The 23,692-nt window shown below is 58.2% G+C and carries 21 protein-coding genes and 1 pseudogene; 13 read left to right on the top strand and 9 right to left on the bottom strand.

Translation table 11 applies throughout. The annotated features are described in order from the left end of the window. Nucleotides 1-116 precede the first annotated feature (116 nt). The 3 genes from RMO15_RS04195 to RMO15_RS04185 are packed head-to-tail and all read right to left on the bottom strand — an operon-like array spanning nt 117 to nt 1,349. The gene (locus RMO15_RS04195) at nt 117-602 is read right to left on the bottom strand and encodes a hypothetical protein (protein ID WP_309708222.1); all 486 of its coding nucleotides are present in this window, start codon (nt 600-602) and stop codon (nt 117-119) included. Continuing rightward, a complete protein-coding gene (locus tag RMO15_RS04190; RefSeq protein WP_309708219.1) occupies nt 577-996 on the bottom strand; it encodes a hypothetical protein in 420 nt (139 codons plus the stop codon). The genes RMO15_RS04195 and RMO15_RS04190 overlap by 26 nt, the downstream gene beginning before the upstream one ends. After that, nucleotides 993-1,349, bottom strand: coding sequence for a DUF2237 domain-containing protein (locus tag RMO15_RS04185; RefSeq protein WP_309708216.1), 357 nt, complete (start codon nt 1,347-1,349; stop codon nt 993-995). The genes RMO15_RS04190 and RMO15_RS04185 overlap by 4 nt, the downstream gene beginning before the upstream one ends. A 43-nt stretch (nt 1,350-1,392) precedes the next feature. On the opposite strand from RMO15_RS04185, the gene RMO15_RS04180 reads away from it, so the two are divergent. The 5 genes from RMO15_RS04180 (at nt 1,393) to murJ (ending at nt 7,502) form a co-directional block, all read left to right on the top strand. Then, nucleotides 1,393-2,220 (top strand): phytanoyl-CoA dioxygenase family protein, encoded by an 828-nt coding sequence (locus RMO15_RS04180; RefSeq protein WP_309708213.1) that lies wholly within the window; start codon nt 1,393-1,395, stop codon nt 2,218-2,220. 12 nt (nt 2,221-2,232) lie between these two features. Continuing rightward, a complete protein-coding gene (locus RMO15_RS04175) occupies nt 2,233-3,138 on the top strand; it encodes a phytanoyl-CoA dioxygenase family protein (RefSeq protein ID WP_309708210.1) in 906 nt (301 codons plus the stop codon). Nucleotides 3,139-3,514: 376 nt separating this feature from the next. Beyond that, complete coding sequence (locus RMO15_RS04170) at nt 3,515-4,216, top strand: hypothetical protein (RefSeq protein WP_309708207.1); 702 nt, start codon at nt 3,515-3,517, stop codon at nt 4,214-4,216. A gap of 83 nt (nt 4,217-4,299) precedes the next feature. Continuing rightward, nucleotides 4,300-5,730, top strand: a complete 1,431-nt coding sequence (locus RMO15_RS04165; protein ID WP_309708204.1) for a DUF1501 domain-containing protein — start codon at nt 4,300-4,302, stop codon at nt 5,728-5,730. Nucleotides 5,731-5,777: 47 nt separating this feature from the next. Next, nucleotides 5,778-7,502, top strand: a complete 1,725-nt coding sequence (murJ, locus tag RMO15_RS04160; RefSeq protein ID WP_309708201.1) for a murein biosynthesis integral membrane protein MurJ — start codon at nt 5,778-5,780, stop codon at nt 7,500-7,502. Here murJ and RMO15_RS04155 read toward each other — a convergent pair. Then, nucleotides 7,450-10,827 (bottom strand): FG-GAP-like repeat-containing protein, encoded by a 3,378-nt coding sequence (locus tag RMO15_RS04155; RefSeq protein WP_309708198.1) that lies wholly within the window; start codon nt 10,825-10,827, stop codon nt 7,450-7,452. The genes murJ and RMO15_RS04155 overlap by 53 nt on opposite strands. 89 nt (nt 10,828-10,916) lie before the next feature. On the opposite strand from RMO15_RS04155, the pseudogene RMO15_RS33165 reads away from it, so the two are divergent. From RMO15_RS33165 to RMO15_RS04135, 5 genes and pseudogenes are all read left to right on the top strand, one after another. Continuing rightward, nucleotides 10,917-11,075, top strand: a pseudogene (locus tag RMO15_RS33165) (RHS repeat-associated core domain-containing protein); the annotation flags it as partial. A 12-nt stretch (nt 11,076-11,087) separates the two neighbouring features. Then, nucleotides 11,088-11,762, top strand: a complete 675-nt coding sequence (locus RMO15_RS04150; RefSeq protein WP_309708195.1) for a hypothetical protein — start codon at nt 11,088-11,090, stop codon at nt 11,760-11,762. Continuing rightward, entirely contained in the window at nt 11,752-12,051 is a 300-nt protein-coding gene (locus RMO15_RS04145) for a hypothetical protein (RefSeq protein ID WP_309708192.1), read from the top strand. The genes RMO15_RS04150 and RMO15_RS04145 overlap by 11 nt, the downstream gene beginning before the upstream one ends. Before the next feature lie 97 nt (nt 12,052-12,148). Then, complete coding sequence (locus RMO15_RS04140; protein WP_309708189.1) at nt 12,149-12,748, top strand: hypothetical protein; 600 nt, start codon at nt 12,149-12,151, stop codon at nt 12,746-12,748. Further along, nucleotides 12,745-13,809 carry a M42 family metallopeptidase gene (locus RMO15_RS04135; protein WP_309708186.1) on the top strand — a complete coding sequence of 355 codons (1,065 nt, stop codon included), beginning with the start codon at nt 12,745-12,747 and terminating at the stop codon, nt 13,807-13,809. The genes RMO15_RS04140 and RMO15_RS04135 overlap by 4 nt, the downstream gene beginning before the upstream one ends. Nucleotides 13,810-13,938: 129 nt before the next feature. Here RMO15_RS04135 and RMO15_RS04130 read toward each other — a convergent pair whose 3' ends face one another. Next, nucleotides 13,939-15,687, bottom strand: coding sequence for a M3 family oligoendopeptidase (locus RMO15_RS04130; RefSeq protein ID WP_309708184.1), 1,749 nt, complete (start codon nt 15,685-15,687; stop codon nt 13,939-13,941). 238 nt (nt 15,688-15,925) lie between these two features. Between RMO15_RS04130 and RMO15_RS04125 the strand changes: the two genes are divergently transcribed. The 3 genes from RMO15_RS04125 to RMO15_RS04115 all read left to right on the top strand — a co-directional run bounded on the left by RMO15_RS04125 (nt 15,926) and on the right by RMO15_RS04115 (nt 19,494). Beyond that, nucleotides 15,926-16,483 carry an HNH endonuclease gene (locus tag RMO15_RS04125; protein WP_309708182.1) on the top strand — a complete coding sequence of 186 codons (558 nt, stop codon included), beginning with the start codon at nt 15,926-15,928 and terminating at the stop codon, nt 16,481-16,483. A 75-nt stretch (nt 16,484-16,558) separates the two neighbouring features. Continuing rightward, nucleotides 16,559-17,986, top strand: a complete 1,428-nt coding sequence (locus tag RMO15_RS04120; RefSeq protein ID WP_309708180.1) for a hypothetical protein — start codon at nt 16,559-16,561, stop codon at nt 17,984-17,986. Between the two features lie 98 nt (nt 17,987-18,084). Then, entirely contained in the window at nt 18,085-19,494 is a 1,410-nt protein-coding gene (locus RMO15_RS04115; protein WP_309708177.1) for a hypothetical protein, read from the top strand. On the opposite strand, the gene RMO15_RS04110 is transcribed toward RMO15_RS04115, so the two are convergent. From RMO15_RS04110 to ftsY, 4 genes are all read right to left on the bottom strand, one after another. Next, nucleotides 19,491-20,381, bottom strand: coding sequence for a hypothetical protein (locus RMO15_RS04110; protein ID WP_309708174.1), 891 nt, complete (start codon nt 20,379-20,381; stop codon nt 19,491-19,493). The two genes, RMO15_RS04115 and RMO15_RS04110, sit on opposite strands and share 4 nt — an antisense overlap. A 76-nt stretch (nt 20,382-20,457) precedes the next feature. Next, nucleotides 20,458-22,041, bottom strand: a complete 1,584-nt coding sequence (gene serA, locus RMO15_RS04105) for a phosphoglycerate dehydrogenase (RefSeq protein WP_309708171.1) — start codon at nt 22,039-22,041, stop codon at nt 20,458-20,460. 7 nt (nt 22,042-22,048) lie between these two features. Continuing rightward, complete coding sequence (locus RMO15_RS04100) at nt 22,049-22,558, bottom strand: peptidylprolyl isomerase (protein ID WP_309708168.1); 510 nt, start codon at nt 22,556-22,558, stop codon at nt 22,049-22,051. 66 nt (nt 22,559-22,624) lie between these two features. Further along, nucleotides 22,625-23,518 carry a signal recognition particle-docking protein FtsY gene (gene ftsY, locus RMO15_RS04095; RefSeq protein ID WP_309708165.1) on the bottom strand — a complete coding sequence of 298 codons (894 nt, stop codon included), beginning with the start codon at nt 23,516-23,518 and terminating at the stop codon, nt 22,625-22,627. Between the last annotated feature and the right edge of the window lie 174 nt (nt 23,519-23,692).

The following is a 23,692-nucleotide window of genomic DNA, read 5'->3' as shown; positions in this document are numbered from 1 at the left end:
GCGGTGCATCTTGGGCGGCAAGGATCTGTTCAAAGCGTTGGCGAAGTCGCTGTTTCGTTTCTTCTGTCATCCCCCTATGATGACGACTTTAGGAGCAGAAGGCAAATCGGCTTGCCTCACCACTTTTTTGTCCTGCACCCGCGGCGGTCTCCCACCAGCGATGTGCCCCGGTTGAAGACCAGCGAGAGCATCGCGCCACGGGCATTGGGATGGAGTTTTTCGACACCCGGAAAAGCGAGCTTGGCCTTGCGCCAGAACGTCGAGATCGTGGTGTTTCTAAAAACGGCCAAGGCATCGTCCCAGTCAATGACGATATCTTTCACTCCGGCGATGGCTTTTTCGGCGTCTTTACCCGTCTTGCCCGCGCAGGCGATCAGGCGCTTTAGAGTCTTGGGAGTGAGGTAGTCTTCCCAGTCGGCTTTGATCGTCGCCGCCTCATAGTAGCCCAGATCATAGCCGACGCCAATCGTCACCCCGGAAGCCTCGCCGGGCCAGGTGGGGGACTTGAGCCGCTTCTCGTAGTAGGTCTTGCCGCCGCCCACTTCGAACTGCAAGATCAGCTTGAGCGACGCGCTACTAAGGGCCATCGGTGTCGGCTCCATTGGCTCCCGATGGGTCGGCAATCTCCAGCGAGTAGTCCTCTTCTTTGGCGCGCGAGCTAACATCAATCGTACGCTGGATCAGCTCCTGACGGACATTCACATCCTCTCGGCTGGTCTGTGCCACCGTGGCGACGCTGGCCTGTGTGCGCCAGTCCACAAAGCTCTGTCCAATCGTGTAGGCCCCAACCAGGCTCCCCAGAAACGTGATCACCATCGTCGAGAGCGAGACCACGTGCGGCGCGATCTCCGGCTTCATCACGCAGACCGTGATTCCGGTGCCGTAGGTCGCCATCACGGACACCAGCCCGATCAGTGCCATTGTCCACTTCTTGCTCTGGAGCGCAGGTTTTTCGGAGCTCTCCCGAAGCTGTGAGAGAGCCTCGTCCTCGTTCATACCGCGTACTCTTTCATTGTCGCCATATCTGCCCACTCCAGTGCCAGCTCATTGGTTGCCTCCAGTACCAGCTTAGGGGCAAAGCCCGCCTGGAAAGCCTCCACCCAGCGCTCCATACAAAGACACCAGCGGTCACCTGGTTTGAGGCCAGGAAAACCCCACTCTTCTCGCGGCGTGCTTAGATCGTTGCCTGCGCCCTTAGAGAACGCCAGAAACTCCGCCGTCATCACCGCGCAGACCAGGTGCAAACCCATATCCTGACCGCCTGTATTGCAGCAGCCATCACGGTAGAAGCCCGTCAGCGGCTCATGAGAGCAGGGAAGAAGCTCTCCTCCAAGAACATTTCGTGCCATAGACTCTGTTTTACCCTAAATTTTCCGCTAGAATAGAATGACGATGAATAACCAACTCTCTGAGGCGCAGATTGCCTCGTATCGCGACAATGGCTTTTTGGTGATCGAGAACTTTCTGGATGCCAAAGAGCTTGCTCACTGGCAGCACACGACCCAAGAAGCCGTGGATCAGCGCCTCGCCATGACGGCCACCGGAGTGACGAGTACAGAGACGAACCGCGTTCTCTCCAACCAGCATAACCCGGACAGCTACTATGCCCAGGTGTTTACTCAGTGCGTCAAGCTGCTCGAAACCCATGAGGGCATGAAAGAGCTGATGCTCGACCCGCGCCTTGGGGAACTGGCGGCGACGCTGGCGGGCATTGAGGGCATCCGTATCTGGCACGATCAGGCGCTCTTTAAGCCGCCCTTTGGCAATCCGACGGGCTGGCATCTGGACAATCCCTACTGGAGCTTCTCGACGCGTGACACGCTCTCGCTCTGGGTGGCGCTCGACGATGCGACCCTGGGCAATGGTTGCATGTGGTACATTCCCGGCTCGCACAAAACCGCAACTTGGGAGAACGCGGGGATCGGGCAAAATATGAGCGATCTGTTCAAGCTCTACCCGCAGTGGCGCGAGATCGAGCCTGTCGCCTGCCCATGTCCGGCGGGTTCTGCGGTGTTTCACAATGGGCTGACGGCACACGGTGCGGGCGCGAACATGACCAACAAGCCCCGCCGCGCCATGACCTGCGGCTACCTGCCCGAGGGCGCTACGTTCAACGGTACACAGAACATCCTCCCCGATGAGTATTTTAAGAGCCTGAAAATCGGGGATGTGCTGGACAACGACACCTACAACCCGCTGGTCTGGAAGAAGCCAGCGTAGGCCATCATACCAATGGTCTTCACCGATTCAACGCCGATTCTCGGCGATGGCGATGCACTTCGGGAGCGTGCTGCCACAGAGGGCTATCTCTTCTTCCGTGGCTTGCTTCCCCCCGAAGCGATTCTCCCCGTCCGTGCCGACCTGCTCGCGGTCGTGAAAAAACACGGCTGGCTCAGTGACGAGGCCACGGGGAAACTAAATGTCGAAGCCCTCGCTGCCGTGCCCGAGCGCGTGATGCGCACCGACATCGGGGTCTCCACCGTAGCCTACGACGATGTACAGAAGCAGGAGAGTGTCCATCGCCTCCCACACCATCCGAAGCTCCTTGAACTCTACAAAACACTCTTCGCCGACGAGGTCTTAGTCCATGCTCGGCATATTATCCGCATGATCTCTCCGCACCCTGCTATCTTCCCAACCCCGCCACACCAGGATTTTCCGCTGATCCAGGGCACCCAGAACTTCTGGACCTGCTGGTTTCCTATCGGGGACTGCCCCCGTGAAATGGGCTCGCTGAAAGTGTTGCGCGGCTCGCACAAGCTGGGCTACCTGCCGCTGAAACCTGCAAAAGGAGCCGGGGCTATCGCGGTGCAGACCTGTCCCTGGGAGGAGAGTGAGGACGACTGGGTGGAGGGCGACTTTGCCCTCGGGGATGTGCTGACCTTTCCTGCCTTCACCGTGCACAAAGCCCTCCCGAGCCAGTTCGCTGACCGCATCCGCCTCTCGTTCGATGTGCGCTACCAGCCCCTCTCCGAGCCGGTGGAAGAAAAATCCCTTCGCCCACACTGCGGCCTGACCTGGGAGCAAGTCTACGAAGGCTGGCACTCCGATGAACTCCAGTACTACTGGCGCAAGCTCCCACTAACCTACTCGGGCTGGAACCCCAAGCTCCTCCAGCCCGAGCGGCGGATTTGTTAAGAGGCCTCCTGCTTTTTGAACCCACCCGGCTCGAACCCACCCGGCTTCGTTCGTTCCTCACTACGCCACCCTCCCTCAGGGCAGGGAGGGTTGGGGAGGGTTTGGCCTATAATGCTTCGTGTCCCTGCAACTTTTTACGCTGCGGGTAGTCCTAACGCCAGCTGCGGGTAGTCCTAACGCCACTTGTTGAAGACTCTAGGCAACGAAGCGGGGTAAATGATACAATCTGCTTAGTTTTTGGGCTTCGATAGCTAGAGCATTTGCTGAGTGGCGTAGGCTCTGGTTGACGAAGTTCAGAGTGTTTTACACGTGTATCAGGCTCTGTGAGATGACTAGCAGAGCGTTTGACAACTGTTGTGCAGAGAGGGTGACGACCATGAGTGCAGAAGACACACAGCTTGCGCGGCGGCAGGCACAGAAAATTCAGACGGTGGATAGTGCGCGGCCTGCCGCAGACCCTTTCAAGCTTCCGGCTGCGCTGCGGGCGCTGGTGGACTCCCGGTTGGCGGATTTGGACAGCTTGGGGACGCTCCCCGACGATGCCGAAGGGGCACGCAGGGGGGCGTCGGCGAAGGTGAAGGCGGCGTTTACCGAGCTACGCACGCTGCTTCGTGAGGGCTTCGAGGGGGTGAGTGCGACTCCCCGTGCCAAGGCAAGCAGCGGGGAGAAGGCGGCGGCGCTGGCGAGCTATGGCTGGACAGGCGGAAAAGTGGGGCGTTTAGTGGATAACGAGCGCGTGCTGCATCTCGCGGAGCTTGCAGTGGTGGAGACGCCCAAAATCACCAACCTGGCGCTTCGCTACGACCCCGATACCGTGAGCGAGATCGCGGCGCAGCTTGCCATTATCAAAGCCGAGCAGGCCACGGCCTCGACGGGAGCGCGGCAGGCAGCCGTGGCGGCGCGGGATGCGGCAACGATGCAGCTAGTCAAAGCCCTACGGCGCGTGCGACATCAGTACTGTGCCAACAGCGATGACGGCGACGAGACATCCGAGCTTGCCAAGATCGGCTTCCAGCCTGCCCGCCGCTCCGGCCAGCGCCTCATCGCCGCAGAGAACCTCCCACCCTCCCTGCCCTGAGGGAGGGTGGCGTAGTGAGGAACGAACGAAGCCGGGTGGGTTCGAGCCGGGTGGGTTCGGGCTACGTCAGGTAAAATACGCCCATGAACCCCAAATTGGAACGCGAGGCCGCGCTTATTGAGACGCGCCGACAGCTTTTCTCGAACGCCGCTCGAACGGGCCTAGGCAAGGCGGCGCTCGCAAGCCTGGAGAGTAAGGGGGCGCTGAAGGCACTGCACCACCCGGCTAAGATCAAGCGGGTGATCTATCTCTTCCAGAGCGGTGCGCCGTCGCACTTGGACTTATTCGATCCCAAGCCGGGCCTGGAAAAACGCTTCGACGAAGACCTACCTGATGCCATCCGCCAGGGGCAGCGGATCACGGGGATGACTAGCGGGCAGAAGCGCCTGCCGGTCGCGCCCTCGATGTTTAAGTTCCAAAAGTACGGCAAGAGCGGGATGGAGCTCTCGGAGCTGTTGCCGTATACCTCCAAGATCGCCGATGAGCTGTGTCTGATTCGCTCGATGCACACCGACGCGATCAACCACGACCCGGCGATCACGTTTATTCAGACGGGCTCACAGCAGCCAGGCCGTCCGAGCATGGGCGCGTGGCTGAGCTACGGCCTCGGCTCCGAGAACAGTGAGCTTCCTTCGTTTCTTGTTCTTCTCTCGCTGGCGTCGAGTGGGGCCAACGACCAGCCGCTGTTTGGGCGGCTCTGGGGCAGCGGGTTTCTGCCGAGTATTCACCAGGGCGTCAAGCTACGCTCCGTCGGTGACCCCGTGCTCCACCTCAACGACCCGGCGGGGTTCTCGCGCGACGACCGGCGGCGGATGCTGGATGCGCTGGAGAAACTCAATGCGATGCAGTCCGCACGCGTCCACGACCCGGAGATCGTCACGCGGATCGCGCAGTACGAGATGGCCTACAAGATGCAGGCATCGGTTCCAGACTTGATGGATCTATCGAAAGAGTCCCCCGCGACCTTTGAGCGCTACGGGCCGGAGAGTCGCAAGCCGGGGACTTTTGCCGCCAACTGCCTTCTGGCGCGGCGCTTGGCGGAGCGAGGCGTGCGCTTTATCCAGCTCTACCACCGTGGCTGGGACCAGCACGGTGGTCTGCCCGGCGCGATTCGGAGCCAGTGCAAGGACACCGATCAGCCATCGGCGGCGCTGGTGATGGACTTAAAAGAGCGTGGCCTACTCGATGACACGCTCGTGATCTGGGGCGGGGAGTTTGGCCGCACGGTCTACTGCCAGGGCGAGCTCAAGCGCGATAACTACGGACGAGATCATCATGGCCGTGCCTTCTCGCTATGGATGGCGGGCGGCGGTATCAAGAAAGGCTTTGTCCACGGAGCCACCGACGACTACGGCTACAACATCACCCAAGACCCCGTGCCCGTCCATGATCTCAACGCGACGATTCTACACTTGCTCGGGATCGACCACACCCGCCTGACCTACCGCTACCAAGGCCGCGATTTCCGCCTCACCGATGTGGAAGGCAACGTCGTCAAGAAGATCCTGGCTTAATCCCTTTTTTCTATGCTTAGAGTGGCCTGTGGTACGATAATTACCATATGACACGTTCGGCGGGTAAGAATACCCTGATGGTGATGGCCCTTGTCCTGCTCTCTCGCGTCCTGGGAGTTGTTCGAGACATGGTGATCAACCAGGTTTTCGGACAGAATCAGATCACCGATATCTACACGGCGGCGTTTCGCATCCCTGATATCTTGCAGTACCTGGTGGCAGGTGGAGCCCTTGCCACCGTTTTTGTTCCCGTCTTCACAGAGTACTGGACCACGGACAAGCAGCGCGATGCCTGGAAAGTCTTCGGAACCGTGATGAGCATCGTGGCCTGTGTCGCGCTTGTCTTGGTGATCGTGATGGAGGTGCTTGCTGTTCCCCTGGCACGCTTCATGAATCCTGGAATTGGGCTACCGCACCAGGTAAAAGTAAGCTTCTGGGATTCCTGGCGGGTACTGCTCCACCCCGAAAACGCTCCCGCCTCGCAGCAAGCGGCTTGGAGCGAGATCGCGCGACTCTCTCGCATTCTCTTGCCGGCGCAGTGGTTCTTCTTTGCGGGTGGGCTGATGATGGGGACACTCAATGCCCGCAAGCGCTTTCTTATTCCGAATCTGGGGCCGATTGCCTACAATGGCCTCATTATCCTGGGCGGGCTCACCCAGGTCTTTGTTGCCCCAAAGCTGCGGAGCATTGATGCCATGTGCTGGGGGGCGCTAGCAGGGGCCATTCTGGGGCCTTTCCTGCTGCAACTCTGGGAGCTCAAGCGCTCGGGGGCAAAGTTCCAGTTTAACTTTGACACAAGCCATCCCGGTGTGCGCAAAGTAGGGAAAATGATGCTCCCAGCCCTTCTCGGCCTCTCGCTCTCGCAGCTCGGGTTCTGGATTACGGGCTCTTTTGCATCGGGGGAAGGGACACTCTCTGCCCTGCGCAATGCCTATAACCTGACTCAAGCACCCATTGGGATCTTCGCACAAGCATCGGCTATGGTGATCTTTCCCACGATTGCTGCCCTCGCGACCAGTGGCAATATGAAAGAGTTTCGGAAAGAAATTCACTTTGGGATTCGCCAGATTCTCTTTCTCACCATGCCTGCCTCGCTGCTGATGGCGGTTTTAGCCGAGCCGATCATTGCGGCAATCTACTTCAAAGGGCGCTTTATGGAAGACGCGGGTGGTGCGTTTACCACCGAAAACTTGCTTGCCTCCGCGACGGCGCTACGGATGTACTCGCTGGGGACATTTGCCTGGAGCGCCCAAGCGGTTCTCGCACGTGGGTTCTATGCGAAGCAAAATAGCAAGACTCCGGTGATCATCACCACAAGCATGGTGTTCTTGTTTACGGGGCTCTGTGCGGTGCTTCCGGGAATTGGTGGGCTTGGCTTCCGTGGCCTTGCACTTGCTCTCTCGATTGCGGGCACCCTGAACATGGTTCTCTTTTACTACACGCTTCAGATCTATGTGGGGGGACTGAACCTGAAGGGGCTACTTCGGGCGGCGCTAAAGATCACCTTCTCCGCTCTCATTGCCAGTGGCATGGCAGGGCTTTTCCTGCGCCTTTTCTGGCACCTGCCCACGGAGGCGACCAAGGACAGTGCACGTTTCCACGGCATGTGGGTCTTTCTTCTGGGTAGTGCGGCGGCGCTGGCTCTCTATGTGATAGCAAGCCTCTTGCTACGTATCCCGGAGCTCGGGAAGGCCCGGGACATGTTCCGCCGCAAGTCCGCTACTTCCGACGTTGTGGCGGAAGAAACGCGTTCACAAACGCCTCCGGAGTGATCCAGCGGGTGTGGTAGTTGGCAAAGTCCTCCGGGTGTTTTTGGTAGGCGGGATCTCTTTCGAGGTTGGGGTAGTAGGTGGGATAGTCTTTGAGGGCATGGAGTGGGTACGGCCCGACGGTCTTGCCAAACGTGGTGTTGATATTGCCGTCTTTCTCCCAGCCATCGCTAATGACCACGAAGTCGCGCTTCTTGCCCGCCTCGGGGGCGCTTGAGGCAGGGAACTTGAAGAGGATCTCGTCACCCGCGTTGAGAATTGCATAGCGGTCGTCCACTCCCGTGAGTAGCGGCTTCACATCCCCAAAGCGCGTCACAAACCCCGTCAGATCGCGCCAGCGCGGTGTCTCTCCGCCTAGCTCTGCATAAGAGACGGGCAGCTCGGGCGACGAGGTATCTACCGCTTTCACAACCGAGAAGCCTCGGTACCGCAGCTGAGCGCTGTCGAGAGGCAGGCGCTGGATCTTGAGCACACTGTCGGGGCGTGCCTCCGCCCACTGGAGCTGATCCCAGAACACCTCTAAGTTGGTACGTAGGCGCACGCGCCGGGGTGAACCCGCGGGGAAGATATCGTCGAGCCGCAGCACGATCGTCTTGAGCTTGCCTGCCGGAAATCCCAAGGCGTCGCGCTTCTTGGCCCAGCCGTCTTTACTCTTTCCATCAGGTGTCCAGAGCGAGAGCCCCTGCGGTGGCCCTTGCGATTTGTCCTGGCTCATGGCGACATTGAGCGACGTGTTGGTGGGATGGAGCCAGCCGTGTGCGATTAAGTAGAGCTGCGTGTTTCTAGGCGCACTCTCGGGCAGAGAGAGTTCGACCCAGTGATCCCCTGCGATTCCCTGGTACTTGCCCCGCCCAAAGTCATCTAAGTAGCGCGTGTCCCGCTCGGCGACGATCTCGCGGGCGTCTTGGCCCTTAAAGCCCCGCACTTCGGAGAAAGGCTGTGTTGGGCCCGTCGGAATCACTTTTAAGAGCGGCCCTTGGGTCGGATTGAAGCGCTCGTCCACAAAGATCTCGGTGTTCTCCGGGTGATCCACCGTCATGAGTGAGAGCTGGTCGAAGTAGTGCGTCTCGTTGAGCTCTGCGGTGATCGAGAGCTCGTAGAAGCCGTTTTTGGCGGCTAGCTGGTCGCCACGCACTTTCACCCAGTCCTCGGTCTGGGTCGCGCCTGCTGTGTCCTGGGCATTGATCTTCAGCCCCAGTGGGGAGCGCCAGATGCAGTCGGTGACAAAGACGAACTCTTTCCCGCTCCAGGTATACAGAAACGGGCACGAGCCGCCCAGTGCCTGGTCCGCGACAAGCGGCTCACCAGTCTGCAGCTCCTTATCTCCACGAAAGGCACTCTGGCTCCGCCCATTGGGCCAGTTCATCCGCACCGCATCGGGGATTTCGTTGGTGCCAAGTCCCAAGTGCATCTGCGGTCCGGTGACCGCGAGCTTCTGGTAGAGCAGCCCCGCACGCACTTCAAACGAGCCGCCTAAACAAAACGTATTGATCTTGTCGGCGGGGTTGTCAGGTGAGTCGGCTTTGAGTGTGATGGTAAGGGACTTGTACTTTTCCTTGCTAGATACCAGGCTCTGCACTGGCTTGCCGTCTCTGGTTCCAACCAGATCCAGCAGGCCGTCGCCACTCATATCCGCGATGCTCGTGACGCTCAAGGGCACCACTATCGGCTCTTTCGCGAACCTGCCCGGTCCGTCACTCAGCCAGATCTCGCTCTCGTTCTTGCCTGCGATCAGAAGATCCGTCGCGCCATTGTTGTCCAAGTCCGCCGCGAAAATGCGCTGCGGATCGGTGAGCTTGGCGGAGATTAGGGGCACTGTCTGGTTGCTCCCCGCCAGCGCCACAACCTGGCCACTCTTTTCCAGAATAACCAAGTCGAGCTTCGCATCGCCCGACACCTCCGCAACGGTGAGCGCGAATGCCTTCTCCCCACCACTGCTCGTGTCGCGCTTGAAGGCTCCCGAGCGCTCGTTGGTGTAGCGGATCAGCTTACCGTTGGCATCTATAAACGCGGGGTCGGTGTCGCCGTCCTCGTCAAAATCCGCCCAAGCGAAGGCACGAATAGGGCAGGCAACATCGTTGAACTTGGGTAGCGTCACCGTAAACGTACGGTCGCCGTTGTTTTGTAGGACAGAGGGCTTCCCTGATGGTGCAGAGACGATTAAGTCTAAGTCTCCATCCGTCTCGATATCCGCAGCCCAGACACCCGTACACGGCCCCGCAGGAAGCTTGGTGGCGAGCGGCTTGCCGTCCTCGTAGAGCTTCAGTCCCCCCGGCCCTGCCGCCGCCAGCTCTAGCTTGTAGTCTTTATGTTGATCGTCTGGGTGTTTTGCACTGACCTTGTTCTCATCTGCCCAGGTGCCCTTGATATCATCAAAGTCAAAGGGCGCGATCGAGACAGCTCCCTCCGGTAGCGACACCACCACCGGCTTACTCTCCTCACCCAGCGCCAGCGCGAGCGTGCCCGGCGCACTTGTCGGAGCCGCATAGCTCAAGCCCGAGTCTGGCTTTGCGGGTGTGGCAGGTGGCGTGGGAAGCTTGAGAAGGTGCTGAAGCGGATCACCGGGTGCTTTGGAGAGATTTGCCAGCTCACTTAGTCCCGCTTGGTAGTCGAGGCTGGGCTTGACCACATTTTCGAGCTGTGCTAGCTCTCTAACTTGCTCTAGCCCGGACTTAGACTTGGCCATGGCGAGCTTTGCCTGCGCTGCTGCATTCCAGCGGCTCTTGCGTGCCTCCAGTGCGGTTAGAAGTGGCGCAAGTCCGACGGCATCGTTGCTACGGGCGAGAGTCTGGGCCAGTAAGAGCTGCGCGGCGAGGTTAGCGGGGCTAGTGGCCAGAATCCCCTCCAGAGCTTTCTTGCGCTGCGCATCGCCATCGGCTCCGGAGAGCTGCTTTCCTAGCTCCGCGATTTGGTAGAGTGCCTTGAGGTTCTTCGGGTCTCGGGCCACGGCTCGCTGGTAGGCCGCAAGCGCCTCCGCGTACTTGCCCTGCTTGCCCAGGATCAGCCCCTCAATGGCCGCAATATCGGGATCGTCGGGGGCGTTTTGCTTGGCTTTGGCTAGAAACTCGGCGGCCTTGTCGAGCTGGTTTTTACGGGTATAGGTTAGGGCGAGGTTGGCGGCGATGGCAGGCTCGTCGGGGGCCAGTTCGTAGGCTTTAGTGAGGGTTGGCAGGGGATGGTTGTCCTCGCCGGTCTGGAGTGCGAGTGTCCCGATATAGAACTGCGAGATCGCCTCTGCGGGGTCTTTCGCTCCCCCCGAGCAGCTCGAACCAAGGCAGCCGACCAGCAGCACAGAGAGAACCGAAAAAGAAAAAGAGGATCGCTTCACAAGAGCCTATACGGCCCCGGCAAAGCGAATTCCTCCCTTTCAAGCTCTTACGCTCCTAGGATAACAGCTTCGGCGGTCAGAGCTACGGCTTCACGGGCCTGGAGCACGACGAAAGCGGCCTCGTCTACGCCCGCAACCGCTACTACTCGCCGGGGTTAGGACGTTTCATCAGCGAAGACCCGATTGGCTTTGGCGGCGGGGCGAACTTCTACGCCTACTGCGGAAACGACCCCATTAACTTCACCGATCCACTTGGGCTGATGTCAATTGGTATCTATGGCGGTGGCGGTGGTATCTGGATCGGTGACAGCGCGGCCCATCCCTCGCTTGTATTTGGCAGTGGGCCTTCTTACCGTTGCAAGAAGAAAGAAGACCCTGTAGACGATGGTAGCCCCGCTTTCGATGGTGGCTTCGTGAGTATGCGGAGCCAGCACGAGGGCATGGACGGCAAGAGCGAGCGTTCGCGGTGGGCACATCGTGCCATAGAACAAGTGCGCGACCAATACTGTGGTGCCGCCCTGAGCATGGCGACTGCTGGATTGGGTATGATGGCAGTAGAGACCGCCGAAGGAATGATGGCGGCCAAAGGAGTCACTGCAGCAGCAGAAACATCAGAGTCTGTTAGTCTGTTTCGTGCAGTTGGTGTTCGTGAATATCAAAGTGTGAAGGGAACTGGCATGTTTTTACCTGGTGCAAATAGCTTGGAAGGTAGACAGTTTGCATGTACTTTAGACGAAGCTTTAGCTTATGCAAATTTTGATAAAGGAAAAGTTGCAATCCTAGAAGCGAGAATTGATCCAAATGTGTTACCACATCTAGATTTTTCTATGAATATTGACCCATTTATATTTAAGAATGGGGTTTATACCGTTCAACCTGGTTCGCAGAGTGATTTGTTTCATGAAGCACTTAGGGGGATATTTCATGCGTTTTGATAAAGAAGGTAAGTTTACTGTATATGTAAAATGGTTATCAGCAAGTCACCATAGTAAAATGCCGATTAAATCTGGGATAAGGCCTCAGATTTTCGTAGGTGGCATAAAGACTTCATGTATAATTTCGGAATTGACAGGAAAAGAAATGAATTTAGATATTGAGTACGAAGCAGAATTAGAAATTATTTTTTGGGATCATTATAAACACTTGTTTTGTGGGATTTCAAAATTTGATTTGTATAATGGTAATATGAAATTGGGTGAAGGTTATTTTGTTAATCCAGTTTGAATTATTTATTACGGAGTATTGTGAATTTACTTAAGTGTCTCGCACTATATTCCGATTCTGGCTTTCGTGTCTAGGGTGGTTCTTGTGTGGTGGGCTGATGTCTTCAGCGACGACGGAAACTCCACATCGGGCCAACCGTTTAACGTCGGTAAGCGGCCCCGGTGGCACGCTTTCCGCCTTGCACGATGCCAACGGGAACATGACCCAGCTTGGCTCGGACACGCTCACCTGGAACATTCGTGGTCAGCTTGACTCGATCACCTCGAACGGTCAAACCAGCACGTTCGGCTACGACCTCTACAACCGAAGAATCAGCAAGAGTGTGAGCGGCGGCAGTGCCCGAAGCTACAAGTGGTCTGGCTGGTCTGGTCGCGGCGGCAGCGGCACCGGCTTGTTCGCCAAGACGAACGGCTTGGACGACCACACGAACCTGGGCGGCAACGCCGTCATCACCGACCACATCGGTAGCATCGTCGCCTTACTGAATAACGCCGGTCAAGTGGCGCAACTGAAATCGTACGACCCGTTCGGCAAGGTCAACTCGTCGCAGAACCTCAACAGCTTCGGCGGTCAGTCCTACGGCTTCACGGGCTTGGAGCACGACGAAAGCGGCCTCGTCTACGCCAGAAACTGCACGCGCTCTAACGTAACGAGCGTTCAAATGACGCACTTTCAGGTAAAATGGTGCCAATTATGATTTCTACCGATGCGCTCGCTTTCTTAGAGCGAATGATTACAACTCCCTCACCCTCCGGGTTTGAAGAGCCCAATGCAAAGAACTTCCGTGACTATGTTTCGACTTTTGCCGATGAAGTGACCACCGATCCGCTGGGAAGTGTGATCGCGGCGGTTAATCCCACGGGAAGCCCACGGGTGATGCTGGCGGGGCACATTGACGAGATTGGGTTTCTGATCCACTACATCAACGACGAAGGCTTTTGCTACTTCCGTACGATTGGCGGCCATGATCTGTCCAACTTAGTCGGACAGCGTGTGGTGGTGCAGACTCGAAAAGGCCCGGTGCATGGTGTGATTGGGAAGAAGCCCATTCACTTACTCTCCATCGAGGAGCGGGGCAAGAAGCCGGAGCTGGAAGACCTCTGGATTGACCTAGGCGTTACTAACAAGCAAGAGGCGCTGGACGCTGGGGTGCAGATCGGCGATCCGGCGGTCTATGCGGATGGCTGGCAGCCCCTGATCGGAGATCGAGTGGCGGGCCGTGCCATGGACAATCGGGTTGGGGCATGGGTTGTCGCCGAGGCGCTACGGCGCGTGAAAGCGCTCAATCCAAAAGCCGCTGTTTTTGCGGTTGCGACGGTTCAAGAAGAGATTGGGCTGCGCGGCGCACACGCGGCGACGCACGGTGTGAGGCCCGATATTGGGATCGCCGTGGACGTCACGTTTGCGACGGATTTCCCCTCGATGGACAAGCGCAAGGTCAGCCCGATGAAGCTCGGTGGTGGGCCTGGGGTGTTGCGCGGAGCCAATGCCAACCGCAAGCTCGCGGATCGCATTGTAGAGGTGGCAGAGAAAGCCGCGATCCCGGTGCAGGTTCAGGCCACACCTGGTGGGACGGGCACGGATGCCAATGCGATGCAGATCGCGATGGCGGGTGTCTGCACGGGGCTGGTCGAGGTGCCGCTGCGCTACATGCACACCCCCTGCGAGATCATCTCCCTCTCCGATGCCGATGCCTGTGCCGAACTGCTGGCGCAAGTCTGCGCGTCTTTGGAGCCAGGCGAGAGCTGGACACCGTAGCGAAAAACCAAAAAAAAGCCCGGCAGTTTGACTTTCGTCCTGCCGGGTAAATTTCAAGGTGTTTCTCGTGCAAACCTCTTTGATGCAAGCCCTGTGCCGCATGGGGTTGCCTTCCTAAAAACCGAAATTTTACGGGGTTCTCTCGAACTCTGTTACCCAGCTCTCTAGGATTTCCAGCGCTCCTTGCCAGAAACTCGGGTCGCTCAGGTCAACTCCTAGCGGGGCGACCAGCTCTGCGGGGAACTGGGAGCCGCCTTTGGAGAGCATTGCGACATACTTCTGGGCAAAGGGAGTCCCTTCTTGCTGGTAGCGGAAGTACAGCGCCAGTGCGAGCATCTTGCCAAAGCTGTAGGCATAGACATAGAACGGCGTTCCGATAAGATGGGGAATGTAGCTCCACCAGAGCGCATGCTCCTCCCCCAGCGTGACGGCACCAGCAAACATCGTGCTCATCTTTTCCTGCCAGAGAGCACTGATTCGCTCTGCGGAGAGCTCTCCTTGCTTGCGCTCTGTGTGGACGGCTTGCTCAAACCGATACATCGCGGTCTGACGGTGGATGGTGGAGAAGGAGTCTTCCAGAACGCGCCCGAAGAGAGCCCGCCGCGCCGCGCCGGTGGTGCGCTCTTGCTCTTGTTCAAAGACCAGGAGCTCCGCAAAGGTTGAGGCCACTTCCGCCATCGGAAGTGTTCCATAGAAGTTCAAGAAGCTCTGTCCTCGAGAGAGCGACGAGTGAATGCCGTGCCCGAGCTCGTGCGCCAGCGTGTTTTTATCCGAGGCGCGGTTCAGGTAGCTCTGGAAAAGGTAGGGGTGCAGATCCGGGGTGATATAGGAGCAGAACGCGCCGCCCTGCTTGCCGGGGCGTGGCGTGGCATCAATCCAGCCGCCGTCAAAGAACGCCTGACCGGCGGTGGCGTAGGAGGGCTCAAAGCGGGCAAAGGCAGCGAGAATATCGTCACGGGCTTCGTCAAAGGAGACACTTGGCTCGTCGGTGTGGAGTGGGGCATAGCGGTCGTAGTGGGTGAGTGAGTCCAGACCAAGGAGCTTCTGTTTTGCCTTGTAGTAGCGCCCCACTGTGGGGTAGCCCGCCTCGGCGGTGTCGGTCACGGCGGCCACGATCTCGGGAGTTAGCTCGTTACTCAGGTGCCGTGATTGCTCGGGAAACGCATAGCCGCGCAGCCCATCTTCCAGCGCCTTGTCCTGCACCAATGTGTTGTAGATATAGGTAAAGGTGCGTAGGTGCGGACGGAGCCCCTGCGTGAGAGCTTCTGCGCTCTGGCGGCGTTGCTCGCGGTCGGTGTGGTACTGAAACGTCGAGATTTCCGAGAGACTAAGGCTCTTACCCTCGAAGTCGAAACGCAGGTTGGAGAGCAGCTCCTGGAAGAGGCGTACCCAGGCTCGGTTGCCCGTGTTGGCCTTCTGCGCAAGAACTTTCTCTTCCGGCTCCGAGAGGGAGAATGGGGCGGTTTTTGCGGCTTGGAGTAAGTAGCGACGCCAGTTGGTAAGCTCCGGCGCAGCAGCTAAAGTCTCCAGTTGTTTACCATCGAGGCGTGCCAGTTCGATAGGGAAGAAGAGAGTGGGCAAGAGCGCTGCGGTTGTCTTCTCGCGTAGCTTCTGAACCTGAGCTCCGTTTTCGGGGGCGGTGTCAGCGGCGAAGCGAAGTCCCGCGTAGGTCGCGGGCTTGCTCCCTTCTTGATGGAGGCGCTCATAGGTGGCAAGGGCTTCGGCAAGAGCTGCGGCAGTGAGCGTGGCGATCTTACCCTGGTAGTGTGTGGCAAAGTCTATCGCTTGGCCAGAGACGAGGGTGAGAGTGTCCAAGAGCCGGGGATCATCCGGGCTCTGGAACAGGTCGGTGAGGTTCCAAGAGGGCGTAGAAGTCATGGGTTATTTGTCAATCCTTGACGGATGAATCGTCACACGTTATCATACCCTTACATGTATCGTTACCGACATCAAGAGGTTGGGTCTAAGAGGCATCTAAGACCGGGGGTGGACGGCCTGTGCCTGCATCGGCACATGGTCTACACGTGCCCGGTTATTTGTCGCCTCTAAAACCCGTCTGCTTCATCGTGAGCAAGCGGGTTTTTTGTTTGTTCAATGCGAGAGGAGTTTTTACGAAATGGGGCAAGAGGTTCTGGTCTTAAACAGCGATTACGAGCCGCTGAATGTCTGCAACGTCCGCCGGGCGATTGTGCTGGTCTACCTAGGGAAGGCTGATATTTTGCACATGCGTGGCGAGGAAGATGCACGTGAGGCAGAGGCATGGTTTACCGCTGAGGGCCAGAGTATTGCGCATCCTTCGGTGGTAAAACTGCGCCAACATGTCCGTCGGCCACTCCCGGAGCTGAAGCTCTCCCGCCGGAGTATTTTTGCGCGCGACAATTATACGTGCCAGTACTGCGGCCTGATTGCTAAGGATCTGACGATTGACCACGTTGTGCCCAAGCACAACGGTGGCCCGATGAGCTGGGAGAACCTGGTGACCTGCTGCCGCAGGTGCAATACGCGCAAGGGGGATAAGCCGCTGGAGAAGTGTGGGATGAAGCTGAACCGTCAGCCGCGCCGTCCACGCTACACGCCCTACATCGCGCTCAATAAGTATGTCTCTGGTACCCGTCACGCTGTCTGGCGCGACTACCTGCCGATCTTTACCGATGTGGGTGGCTTCATCCAGTAAGTCGGGTAAAATAGGAAGACAAGGCCCCCGATGACGATGGTTCATCGGGGGCTTTTTGTTTTGGGAGGATAGGGCATGGATCAGAGCACGGCGCGGCGCGGGGAGAAGACCCAGCAGAAGGCGCTGGAGATCAATCTTACAGAGCGGCTTTACGGGACTTTCGCGGAGATCGGTGCGGGTCAGGAAGTGGTTCGCTGGTTCTTCCAGGCGGGCGGTGCTGCGGGGACGATTGCCAAGTCTATCTCTGCCTACGACATGACCGTCAGCGATGCGATCTACGGCCCCTCGCCACGCTATGTCTCCCGTGAGCGACTCCAGACAATGCTCGACTACGAGTTCTCGCTTCTTCGCGAGCGTCTCAGCCCGCTCCGTGGTCCAACCACCGACTTCTTTGTCTTTGCCGATACGGTCGCCGCGAGAAATTTTTCTGGGACGAACGACTGCCACGGCTGGCTGGGGATTAAGTTCCAGCGTCCCTTTGAGCTAGAGGCCAGCCAGGTCGTGATCCATGTACGGCTGCTGGATACGGACAATATCAGCCAGCAAGAGGCGCTGGGCATTGTGGGAGTCAATCTGATCCATGGGGCGCTTCTCCACTTCGACAACCCCGATCTGATCCTCAGCGCACTTCTGGACAGCCTCACCGCAGAGCGGATTGAAGTGGATATGGTCAAGTTCAGCGGCCCGGCGTTTGAGGGAATTGACCACCGCTTGATGGCCCTGAAGCTCGTCCAGCTAGAGCTCTCCAACGCGGCTCTGTTCTCCGCCAGCGGTGAGGTGCTCCAGCCGTCGGAGGTGCTCCGTAAAAAGCGCATCTTAGTGGAGCGCGGCTCGTTCCGGCCCGTCACGCATGTGAACGTGGACATGATCCAGTGTGCTCGCCAGCAGTTTGTGGACAATGCCGCTGATGACAGCGAAGTAGTGACTCTGTTTGAGATCACGATGAAGAACTTGCTTGTCAGTGGCGAGATTGACTACGCGGACTTTCTGGCCCGCGCCGATGTCTTAGCCGCCACCGGAGCCACCGTGCTCATCTCCGATTACTTCGAGTACTACCGCTTGGCGGCGTACTTGCGGCGTTACACCAAGCTCGCCATTGGGATCACCATGGGCATCCCCAGCTTAAAAGACTTGTTTGAAGAGCGTTTCTACGAGGACTTAGAAGGCGGGATTCTGGAGTCTTTTGGGCGACTCTTTAAAAACGATCTGCGGCTCTTTGTCTATCCTCTCATGGATAAGTCCAGCCGCCAGCTGATCACCGTGCCCAAGCTTAAAGTCTCCCTGCACCTACAGAGCCTCTATGAGCACCTAGTGGAGAATGGCCATATCCAGAGCCTGGATTTCTACAACCGCGAGTTCTTGCATATCTTCTCCCGCGACGTGCTCCGTAAGATTCAGGAAAACGACATGAGCTGGGAAAGTGCGGTTCCTACAGCTGTCGCTGCACTCATCAAAGAGCGTGGTTTTTTCGGCTGTTCTGCCCCGGCAGAGCTTCCTGCATGAAATACTAGACTTCTCAAAATCCCTCAAGGTAGCTAAATTTAACTCCGACACTATACACGTGAATCAAGGGGGCAATTGCCCTCGCTCAGGAGATCTGTATGGAGTCAAAAATCGACCGCCGCACTGCCGATACACAGCAAAAGGCACTGACCGTTAACTTAAACCCCCGTCTCTACGGGACTTTCGCGGAGATCGGTGCGGGTCAGGAAGTGGTTCGCTGGTTCTTCCAGGCAGGCGGTGCTGCGGGGACGATTGCTAAGTCTATCTCTGCCTACGACATGACCGTCAGCGATGCGATCTACGGCCCCTCGCCACGCTATGTCTCCCGTGAGCGACTCCAGACAATGCTCGATTATGAGTATGACTTGCTCCTAGAGCGCCTCGGCCCGGCACGTGGGGAGAACACGGACTTCTTTGTTTTCTCTGATACCGTGGCGGCTCGCAACTTTCATGGTACTAACGAGTGTCATGGCTGGCTGGGGATTAAGTTTCAGTCGGAGGCGCAGAGTGAGCCGAGCCAAGTTGTGATTCATGTCCGTATGCTCGATAAAGATCATGTGAGCCAGCAAGAGTCGCTAGGCATTGTGGGGGTCAATCTCATTCACGCGGCACTTCTGCGCACGGCAGACCCCGACACGATTCTTAGCTCACTTTTAGATAGTCTGACCGTGTCGCGTATCGAAGTGGACATGGTCAAGTTTAGTGGTTCGGCGTTTGAGGGTGTTGACCACCGCTTAATGGCTCTGAAACTCGTCCAGCTTGGGCTCTCCAACGCGGCTCTGTTCTCCGCCAATGGCGAGGTGCTCCAGCCGTCGGAGGTGCTCCGTAAAAAGCGCATCTTAGTGGAGCGCGGCTCGTTCCGGCCCGTCACGCATGTGAACGTTGACATGATCCAGTGCGCTCGCCAGCAGTTTGTGGACAATGCCGCCGATGACAGCGAGGTAGTGACTCTGTTTGAGATCACGATGAAGAACTTGCTTGTCAGTGGTGAGATTGACTACGCGGACTTTCTGGCTCGCGCCGATGTCTTAGCCGCCACCGGAGCCACCGTTCTCATCTCCGACTACTTCGAGTACCACCGCCTCGCAACCTACCTACGACGCTACACCAAGCAGCCGATTGGGATCACCATGGGTGTGCCGAGCCTACGGGATCTCTTTGACGACCGGTTCTACGAGGATCTCGAAGGTGGGATTCTGGAGTCCTTTGGGCGACTCTTCAAGAATGACCTCAAGCTCTATATTTACCCCTTGATGGACAAGTCCAGCCGATACTTAATCACCGTGGAGAAGCTCAAAGTGGCCCCGCACTTGCAGAGTCTCTATGAGCACATGGTCGAGAACGGTTATATCCAGAGCCTCGATTTCTACAACAAAGAGTACCTGCACATCTTCTCCCGCGACGTGCTCTGCAAGATCCGCGAAAAAGACCTCTCCTGGGAGAGCGCCGTCCCTGAGCCGGTGGCAAAACTCATCAAAGAGCGCGGCTTCTTCGGCTACGAGGACTAGCGCACGGGCGGGGACGGGATTTTAGGGAGACCTGGTAGTTTCGTTAAGCTGGACAAGCTTGGCAGAACCGGAGGGGTCAGCAAGGCATTGAAGCGCAGGTTGGTTAGTGGCGCAAAGCCGTTGGCCTCGCTTGCCCCGGTGACGTACGAGACGCTCATGCCATGCAGGAAGGGCGTCTTAAACGGGAGGGCCTTCTCTGGAACCACCAGTGCCGCTCTTAGTTGCGACTCGAACCTGGCGGGAGTGAAGCCCACCGCCGCTTTCTCGTTCGGGAAGTACCATGCCCTAGATTCCAATGTGAAGTGAATGGTGTCGGCGAGAGTGGGCTGCTCGGTGCGCTTGAGCAGGAAAAAAGGTGGGAAAGTTAGCCCTAGGTTTGGGGCGAAGACACTCGCGGCTTGGTGACGGGGCGAGAGCGCGGTGTTGCGCTTGAGGCGACTGTCGAACTGAATAAAGTTGACGTTGAGATCTCCTCCGAGCAGTGTCCACTGCGAGCCCAGCGTGCCCATGAGTGCCTGCTGGCTACCCGCCTGGTTCGATGCAAACCCAAAGCGTCCCACCAAAAGTGTGCTGCCGACCAGAGGGCGCTCGTAGTGCAGGTTTGCGCCGTAGCGCCCTGCCTGGTCGAAGGCATCCGTTGAGATTAGGTTATCCGTCTCCACCGAGATTTTCCCTAGTGTCTTACTCTCTAAGACACGTAGCTTCGCCCCGAGGTTGAACTGTGCCTGGGTTTTTGCGGGGCGTACACCGCGTGGCTGTTGAAAGACGGGGGAAGGCCCCGAGAACGAGAACTGGAAGGCTTTGGTAGGAGAGGGAGAGACGATGGGCTCCTGTGCCAGCGCTGGCATTGCAAGAAGAAGCGTCCCAAAGAAAAAAACGGCTTTCATGGCGACGATTGTATCAGAAGAACCCATCCCCTAGCCCCTTCCCTCAGGGCAGGGAAGGGGAAGAAGAAGTGAGGTGTTACAGCACCACTTGGCGGACGGAGAGGACACCGTCTAGCTCTCGGATCGTCTCTGCGACCTCGTTTGAAGCAGCACTATCTACCGAGAGCGCCATCACAGCGGTGCCGTCTTTCTCATCGCGGCCCACGTACATTCCGGCGATATTGACACCCGCTTCTCCGAGCAGTGTGCCGATCTTGCCAATCATACCAGGGCGGTCGTTGTTGCGCACCATGATGTGGTGACCGTCAGCGCGGAAGTCCACGGGGTAGGTGTCTAAGAAGACAATGTGCGGGTCGCTCTTGCCAAAGACGGTACCCGTGACGCCATGCGTACCTCGGTCGTCCGTGGCAAGTACCGTGAGCTGGCGCTCGTACTCATCGCCCCTTGGCCCGCGCGACTCGGTGACTTTGACACCCCGCGAGGCGGCGAGTGCCGGGGCATTGACATAGTTGACCGACTCCCCAAGAGCAGGCGTGAGCAGGCCCTTGAGCACTGCACGCGTCAAGTGCACGGTCTGGACGGTGTCGAACTCGCCCTCGTAGCGGATCTCGACTGCCGTGACAGAGCCACGGGCGAGCTGCGATTTCAAGCTACCCATCTTCTCCGCAAGCGTTAGATACGGTGCCGTCCGGTGCAGAATCTCGGCTGGAAGGCTCGGCATGTTCACGGCGGCGCGGGCACTGCCACCCTGAAGCACGGTGACGATCTGCTCGGCGATATCCACCGCGACACCCACTTGGGCCTCTTCAGTCGAGGCACCGAGATGTGGCGTGGCGATGACTTTGGCGTGCAGGGCAAGCGGATAGTCCGGCGCAATCGGCTCGCTGCTCCAGACATCCAGCGCTGCGCCGCCAATCTTACCAGACTCCAAGCCGCGCAAGAGCGCCGCTTCGTCGTAGATACCGCCACGGGCGACATTGATCAGCCGGACGCCGTCTTTCATGACCGCAAGCTGCGCATCGGAGATCAGCCCCGTGGTTTCTTTGGTCTTGGGGACATGCACCGTGATAAAGTCCGCGTTGCGGTAGAGCGTGTCTAAATCCACGAGCTGTACGCCCAGTACATCGGCCTGCTCTTTCCCCAAAAACGGGTCGTAGGCCAGAATCGGCATCTCTAAAGCCTTGAGCCGCTTGGCGACCTCGCGCCCGATCTTGCCCAGCCCGATCACGCCTGCGGTCTTGCCGTAGAGCTCCACGCCCACGAACTTGCTACGCTTCCACTCACCCGCCTTCATGCTGGCATGTGCTTGCGGGACGTTGCGGGAGAGGGCAAAGAACAGCGCCACGGTGAGCTCCGCGGCGGCAATGGTGTTCCCCTCGGGTGAATTAACAACCAGGATGCCTTTTTCGGTAGCCCGAGCGACATCAATATTGTCCACCCCAACCCCGGCACGACCAATGATCTTGAGTTTGTGCGCGGCTTCGAGAATCTCTGCCGTCACTTTGGTTTCCGAGCGAACCGCAAGGCCCTCGTACTCCCCGATGATCTCTTTAAGCTCGGCGCTGGCGAGGCCCGTGCGCACATCGACTTCCAGCCCGGCGCGACGGAGGATGGCAACACCCTCCGCCGCAACCGGGTCACTGACCAGAACTTTTGCCAAGGTTTTTCTACGCTTCCGTGATGGTAATCGTGCGGATCGTCACTGGCGCGGTTGGTCGGTCTTGAGCTCCCGTGGGAGTGGTTGCAATGGCATCGAGAACGTCCTCGCCTGCGGTGAGCTTGCCAAAAACAGTGTAGCTCGGTGGCAGGGCGTAGTCGGAATGCATCACAAAAAACTGGCTGCCATTGGTGTTGGGGCCAGAGTTTGCCATGGCGAGCGTGCCACGCAGGTACTTGCGGCGCACGGGCTCATCGGCGAACTTGTAGCCAGGGCCGCCACGCCCGGTGCCGGTGGGGTCGCCACCCTGGATCATAAAGCCCTTGATAACGCGGTGGAAGATCACGCCATCGTAGTAGCCCTCGCGGGCCAGAAAGACAAAGTTATTGACCGTGACAGGCGCATCCGCGGGAAAGAACTCGGCTGTCATCGTGCCAAGGTTGGTCTCGATCGTTGCCGTGTAGGTTTTCGACAGGTCAATGGTGAGCGCAGGAGCTGCGCTGTATTGTTTTGCAGACATAGGCTTTTAGGATACCACGGAAAATCTCCCCCATCCCCCGCTCGGCGGGAGATGGGGTGGGGGAGGCTACCCAAGCATCGCCTCGACAAAGACCTCGGGGTTGAAGGGGAGCATGTCTTCTGCGCCCTCGCCTACACCGACCATTTTGACGGGAACGCCCAGCTCTTGCCGGAGCGTAATCACAATTCCGCCGCGTGCCGTGCCGTCGAGTTTGGCGAGAACGATTCCAGTCACGCCCACGGCTTCGGTGAACTGCTTCGCCTGTGGAATGGCGTTCTGACCGGTTGTCGCGTCCAGCGCGAGCAGGACTTCATCGGGTTTTCGTCCCAGCTCTTTCTCGCAGATACGCCCGATCTTGCGCAGCTCCTCCATCAGATTGAGCTTTGTGTGCAAGCGCCCCGCCGTGTCCACCAGAATCAGATCGGCCCCCCGTGCCTTGGCCGCGATAATCGCATCGTGCACCACGGCGGCAGGGTCGGCGTTCTCTTTCTGTCGGATCAGCTCGGCTCCCGCCCGCTCGGCCCAGATGCCTAGCTGCTCGGCAGCCGCCGCGCGGAACGTGTCGCCCGCCGCTAGAATTACCCTCTTGCCTTCTATTTTCGACGCCCGGTAGGCCAGCTTCCCGAGGCTCGTGGTCTTGCCGACGCCATTGACCCCCACCATCAAATAGAGAGTCGGCCCGCTCTCGGCGACCTTGAGCTTGGTATCCCCCGGATCGCCCAGCGCCTCGGTGAGCGCGATCTTGAGGCCGTCCTGGACTTCCTGCGCCGTGGACATCCGCTGGTCGCGCACCATGCCCCTGAGGCGCTCCAACACCTGCTCCGTCGTCCGCAGCGAGAGATCCGCTGCCAATAGAGCTTCCTCGAACTCATCAAAAAGATCGTCGTCAATGCGGCCCTTGCCGGTGACTAGGGCATCCACCGACTGAAACAGGGTCTTGAACACGCCACGTTTGAGCATGAGGGCATTTTACCCCCTAACCCCCGCCCGGCGGCTAATCTTGTCCCGTATCTTTTGCCCGTAGATGAGGGTAGCCTGATCTCCCGGCAGATGGCTGGAGCAGAGGCAGTTTCCTCACGACGATACTAGTTATTGATATTTAATGAAAAATCAGTTAACTGTTAATAAAGCACA

The organism is Armatimonas sp., from assembly GCF_031410135.1.
In the GTDB taxonomy this organism is placed as follows: domain Bacteria; phylum Armatimonadota; class Armatimonadia; order Armatimonadales; family Armatimonadaceae; genus Armatimonas.
This window is presented reverse-complemented; position numbering and strand designations above follow the sequence as displayed.

What these genes read in the sequence shown, in the direction of transcription:
- RMO15_RS04100 (WP_309708168.1), bottom strand. Translation starts at nt 22,558, where the DNA reads ATGTCTGCAAAACAATACAGCGCAGCTCCTGCGCTCACCATTGACCTG.
- RMO15_RS04145 (WP_309708192.1), top strand. Translation starts at nt 11,752, where the DNA reads ATGCGTTTTGATAAAGAAGGTAAGTTTACTGTATATGTAAAATGGTTA.
- RMO15_RS04190 (WP_309708219.1), bottom strand. Translation starts at nt 996, where the DNA reads ATGAACGAGGACGAGGCTCTCTCACAGCTTCGGGAGAGCTCCGAAAAA.
- RMO15_RS04175 (WP_309708210.1), top strand. Translation starts at nt 2,233, where the DNA reads ATGGTCTTCACCGATTCAACGCCGATTCTCGGCGATGGCGATGCACTT.
- RMO15_RS04135 (WP_309708186.1), top strand. Translation starts at nt 12,745, where the DNA reads ATGATTTCTACCGATGCGCTCGCTTTCTTAGAGCGAATGATTACAACT.
- RMO15_RS04170 (WP_309708207.1), top strand. Translation starts at nt 3,515, where the DNA reads ATGAGTGCAGAAGACACACAGCTTGCGCGGCGGCAGGCACAGAAAATT.
- RMO15_RS04180 (WP_309708213.1), top strand. Translation starts at nt 1,393, where the DNA reads ATGAATAACCAACTCTCTGAGGCGCAGATTGCCTCGTATCGCGACAAT.
- ftsY (WP_309708165.1), bottom strand. Translation starts at nt 23,518, where the DNA reads ATGCTCAAACGTGGCGTGTTCAAGACCCTGTTTCAGTCGGTGGATGCC.
- murJ (WP_309708201.1), top strand. Translation starts at nt 5,778, where the DNA reads ATGACACGTTCGGCGGGTAAGAATACCCTGATGGTGATGGCCCTTGTC.
- RMO15_RS04125 (WP_309708182.1), top strand. Translation starts at nt 15,926, where the DNA reads ATGGGGCAAGAGGTTCTGGTCTTAAACAGCGATTACGAGCCGCTGAAT.
- RMO15_RS04120 (WP_309708180.1), top strand. Translation starts at nt 16,559, where the DNA reads ATGGATCAGAGCACGGCGCGGCGCGGGGAGAAGACCCAGCAGAAGGCG.
- RMO15_RS04110 (WP_309708174.1), bottom strand. Translation starts at nt 20,381, where the DNA reads ATGAAAGCCGTTTTTTTCTTTGGGACGCTTCTTCTTGCAATGCCAGCG.
- RMO15_RS04150 (WP_309708195.1), top strand. Translation starts at nt 11,088, where the DNA reads ATGTCAATTGGTATCTATGGCGGTGGCGGTGGTATCTGGATCGGTGAC.
- RMO15_RS04165 (WP_309708204.1), top strand. Translation starts at nt 4,300, where the DNA reads ATGAACCCCAAATTGGAACGCGAGGCCGCGCTTATTGAGACGCGCCGA.
- RMO15_RS04140 (WP_309708189.1), top strand. Translation starts at nt 12,149, where the DNA reads ATGTCTTCAGCGACGACGGAAACTCCACATCGGGCCAACCGTTTAACG.
- RMO15_RS04130 (WP_309708184.1), bottom strand. Translation starts at nt 15,687, where the DNA reads ATGACTTCTACGCCCTCTTGGAACCTCACCGACCTGTTCCAGAGCCCG.
- RMO15_RS04185 (WP_309708216.1), bottom strand. Translation starts at nt 1,349, where the DNA reads ATGGCACGAAATGTTCTTGGAGGAGAGCTTCTTCCCTGCTCTCATGAG.
- RMO15_RS04195 (WP_309708222.1), bottom strand. Translation starts at nt 602, where the DNA reads ATGGAGCCGACACCGATGGCCCTTAGTAGCGCGTCGCTCAAGCTGATC.
- RMO15_RS04115 (WP_309708177.1), top strand. Translation starts at nt 18,085, where the DNA reads ATGGAGTCAAAAATCGACCGCCGCACTGCCGATACACAGCAAAAGGCA.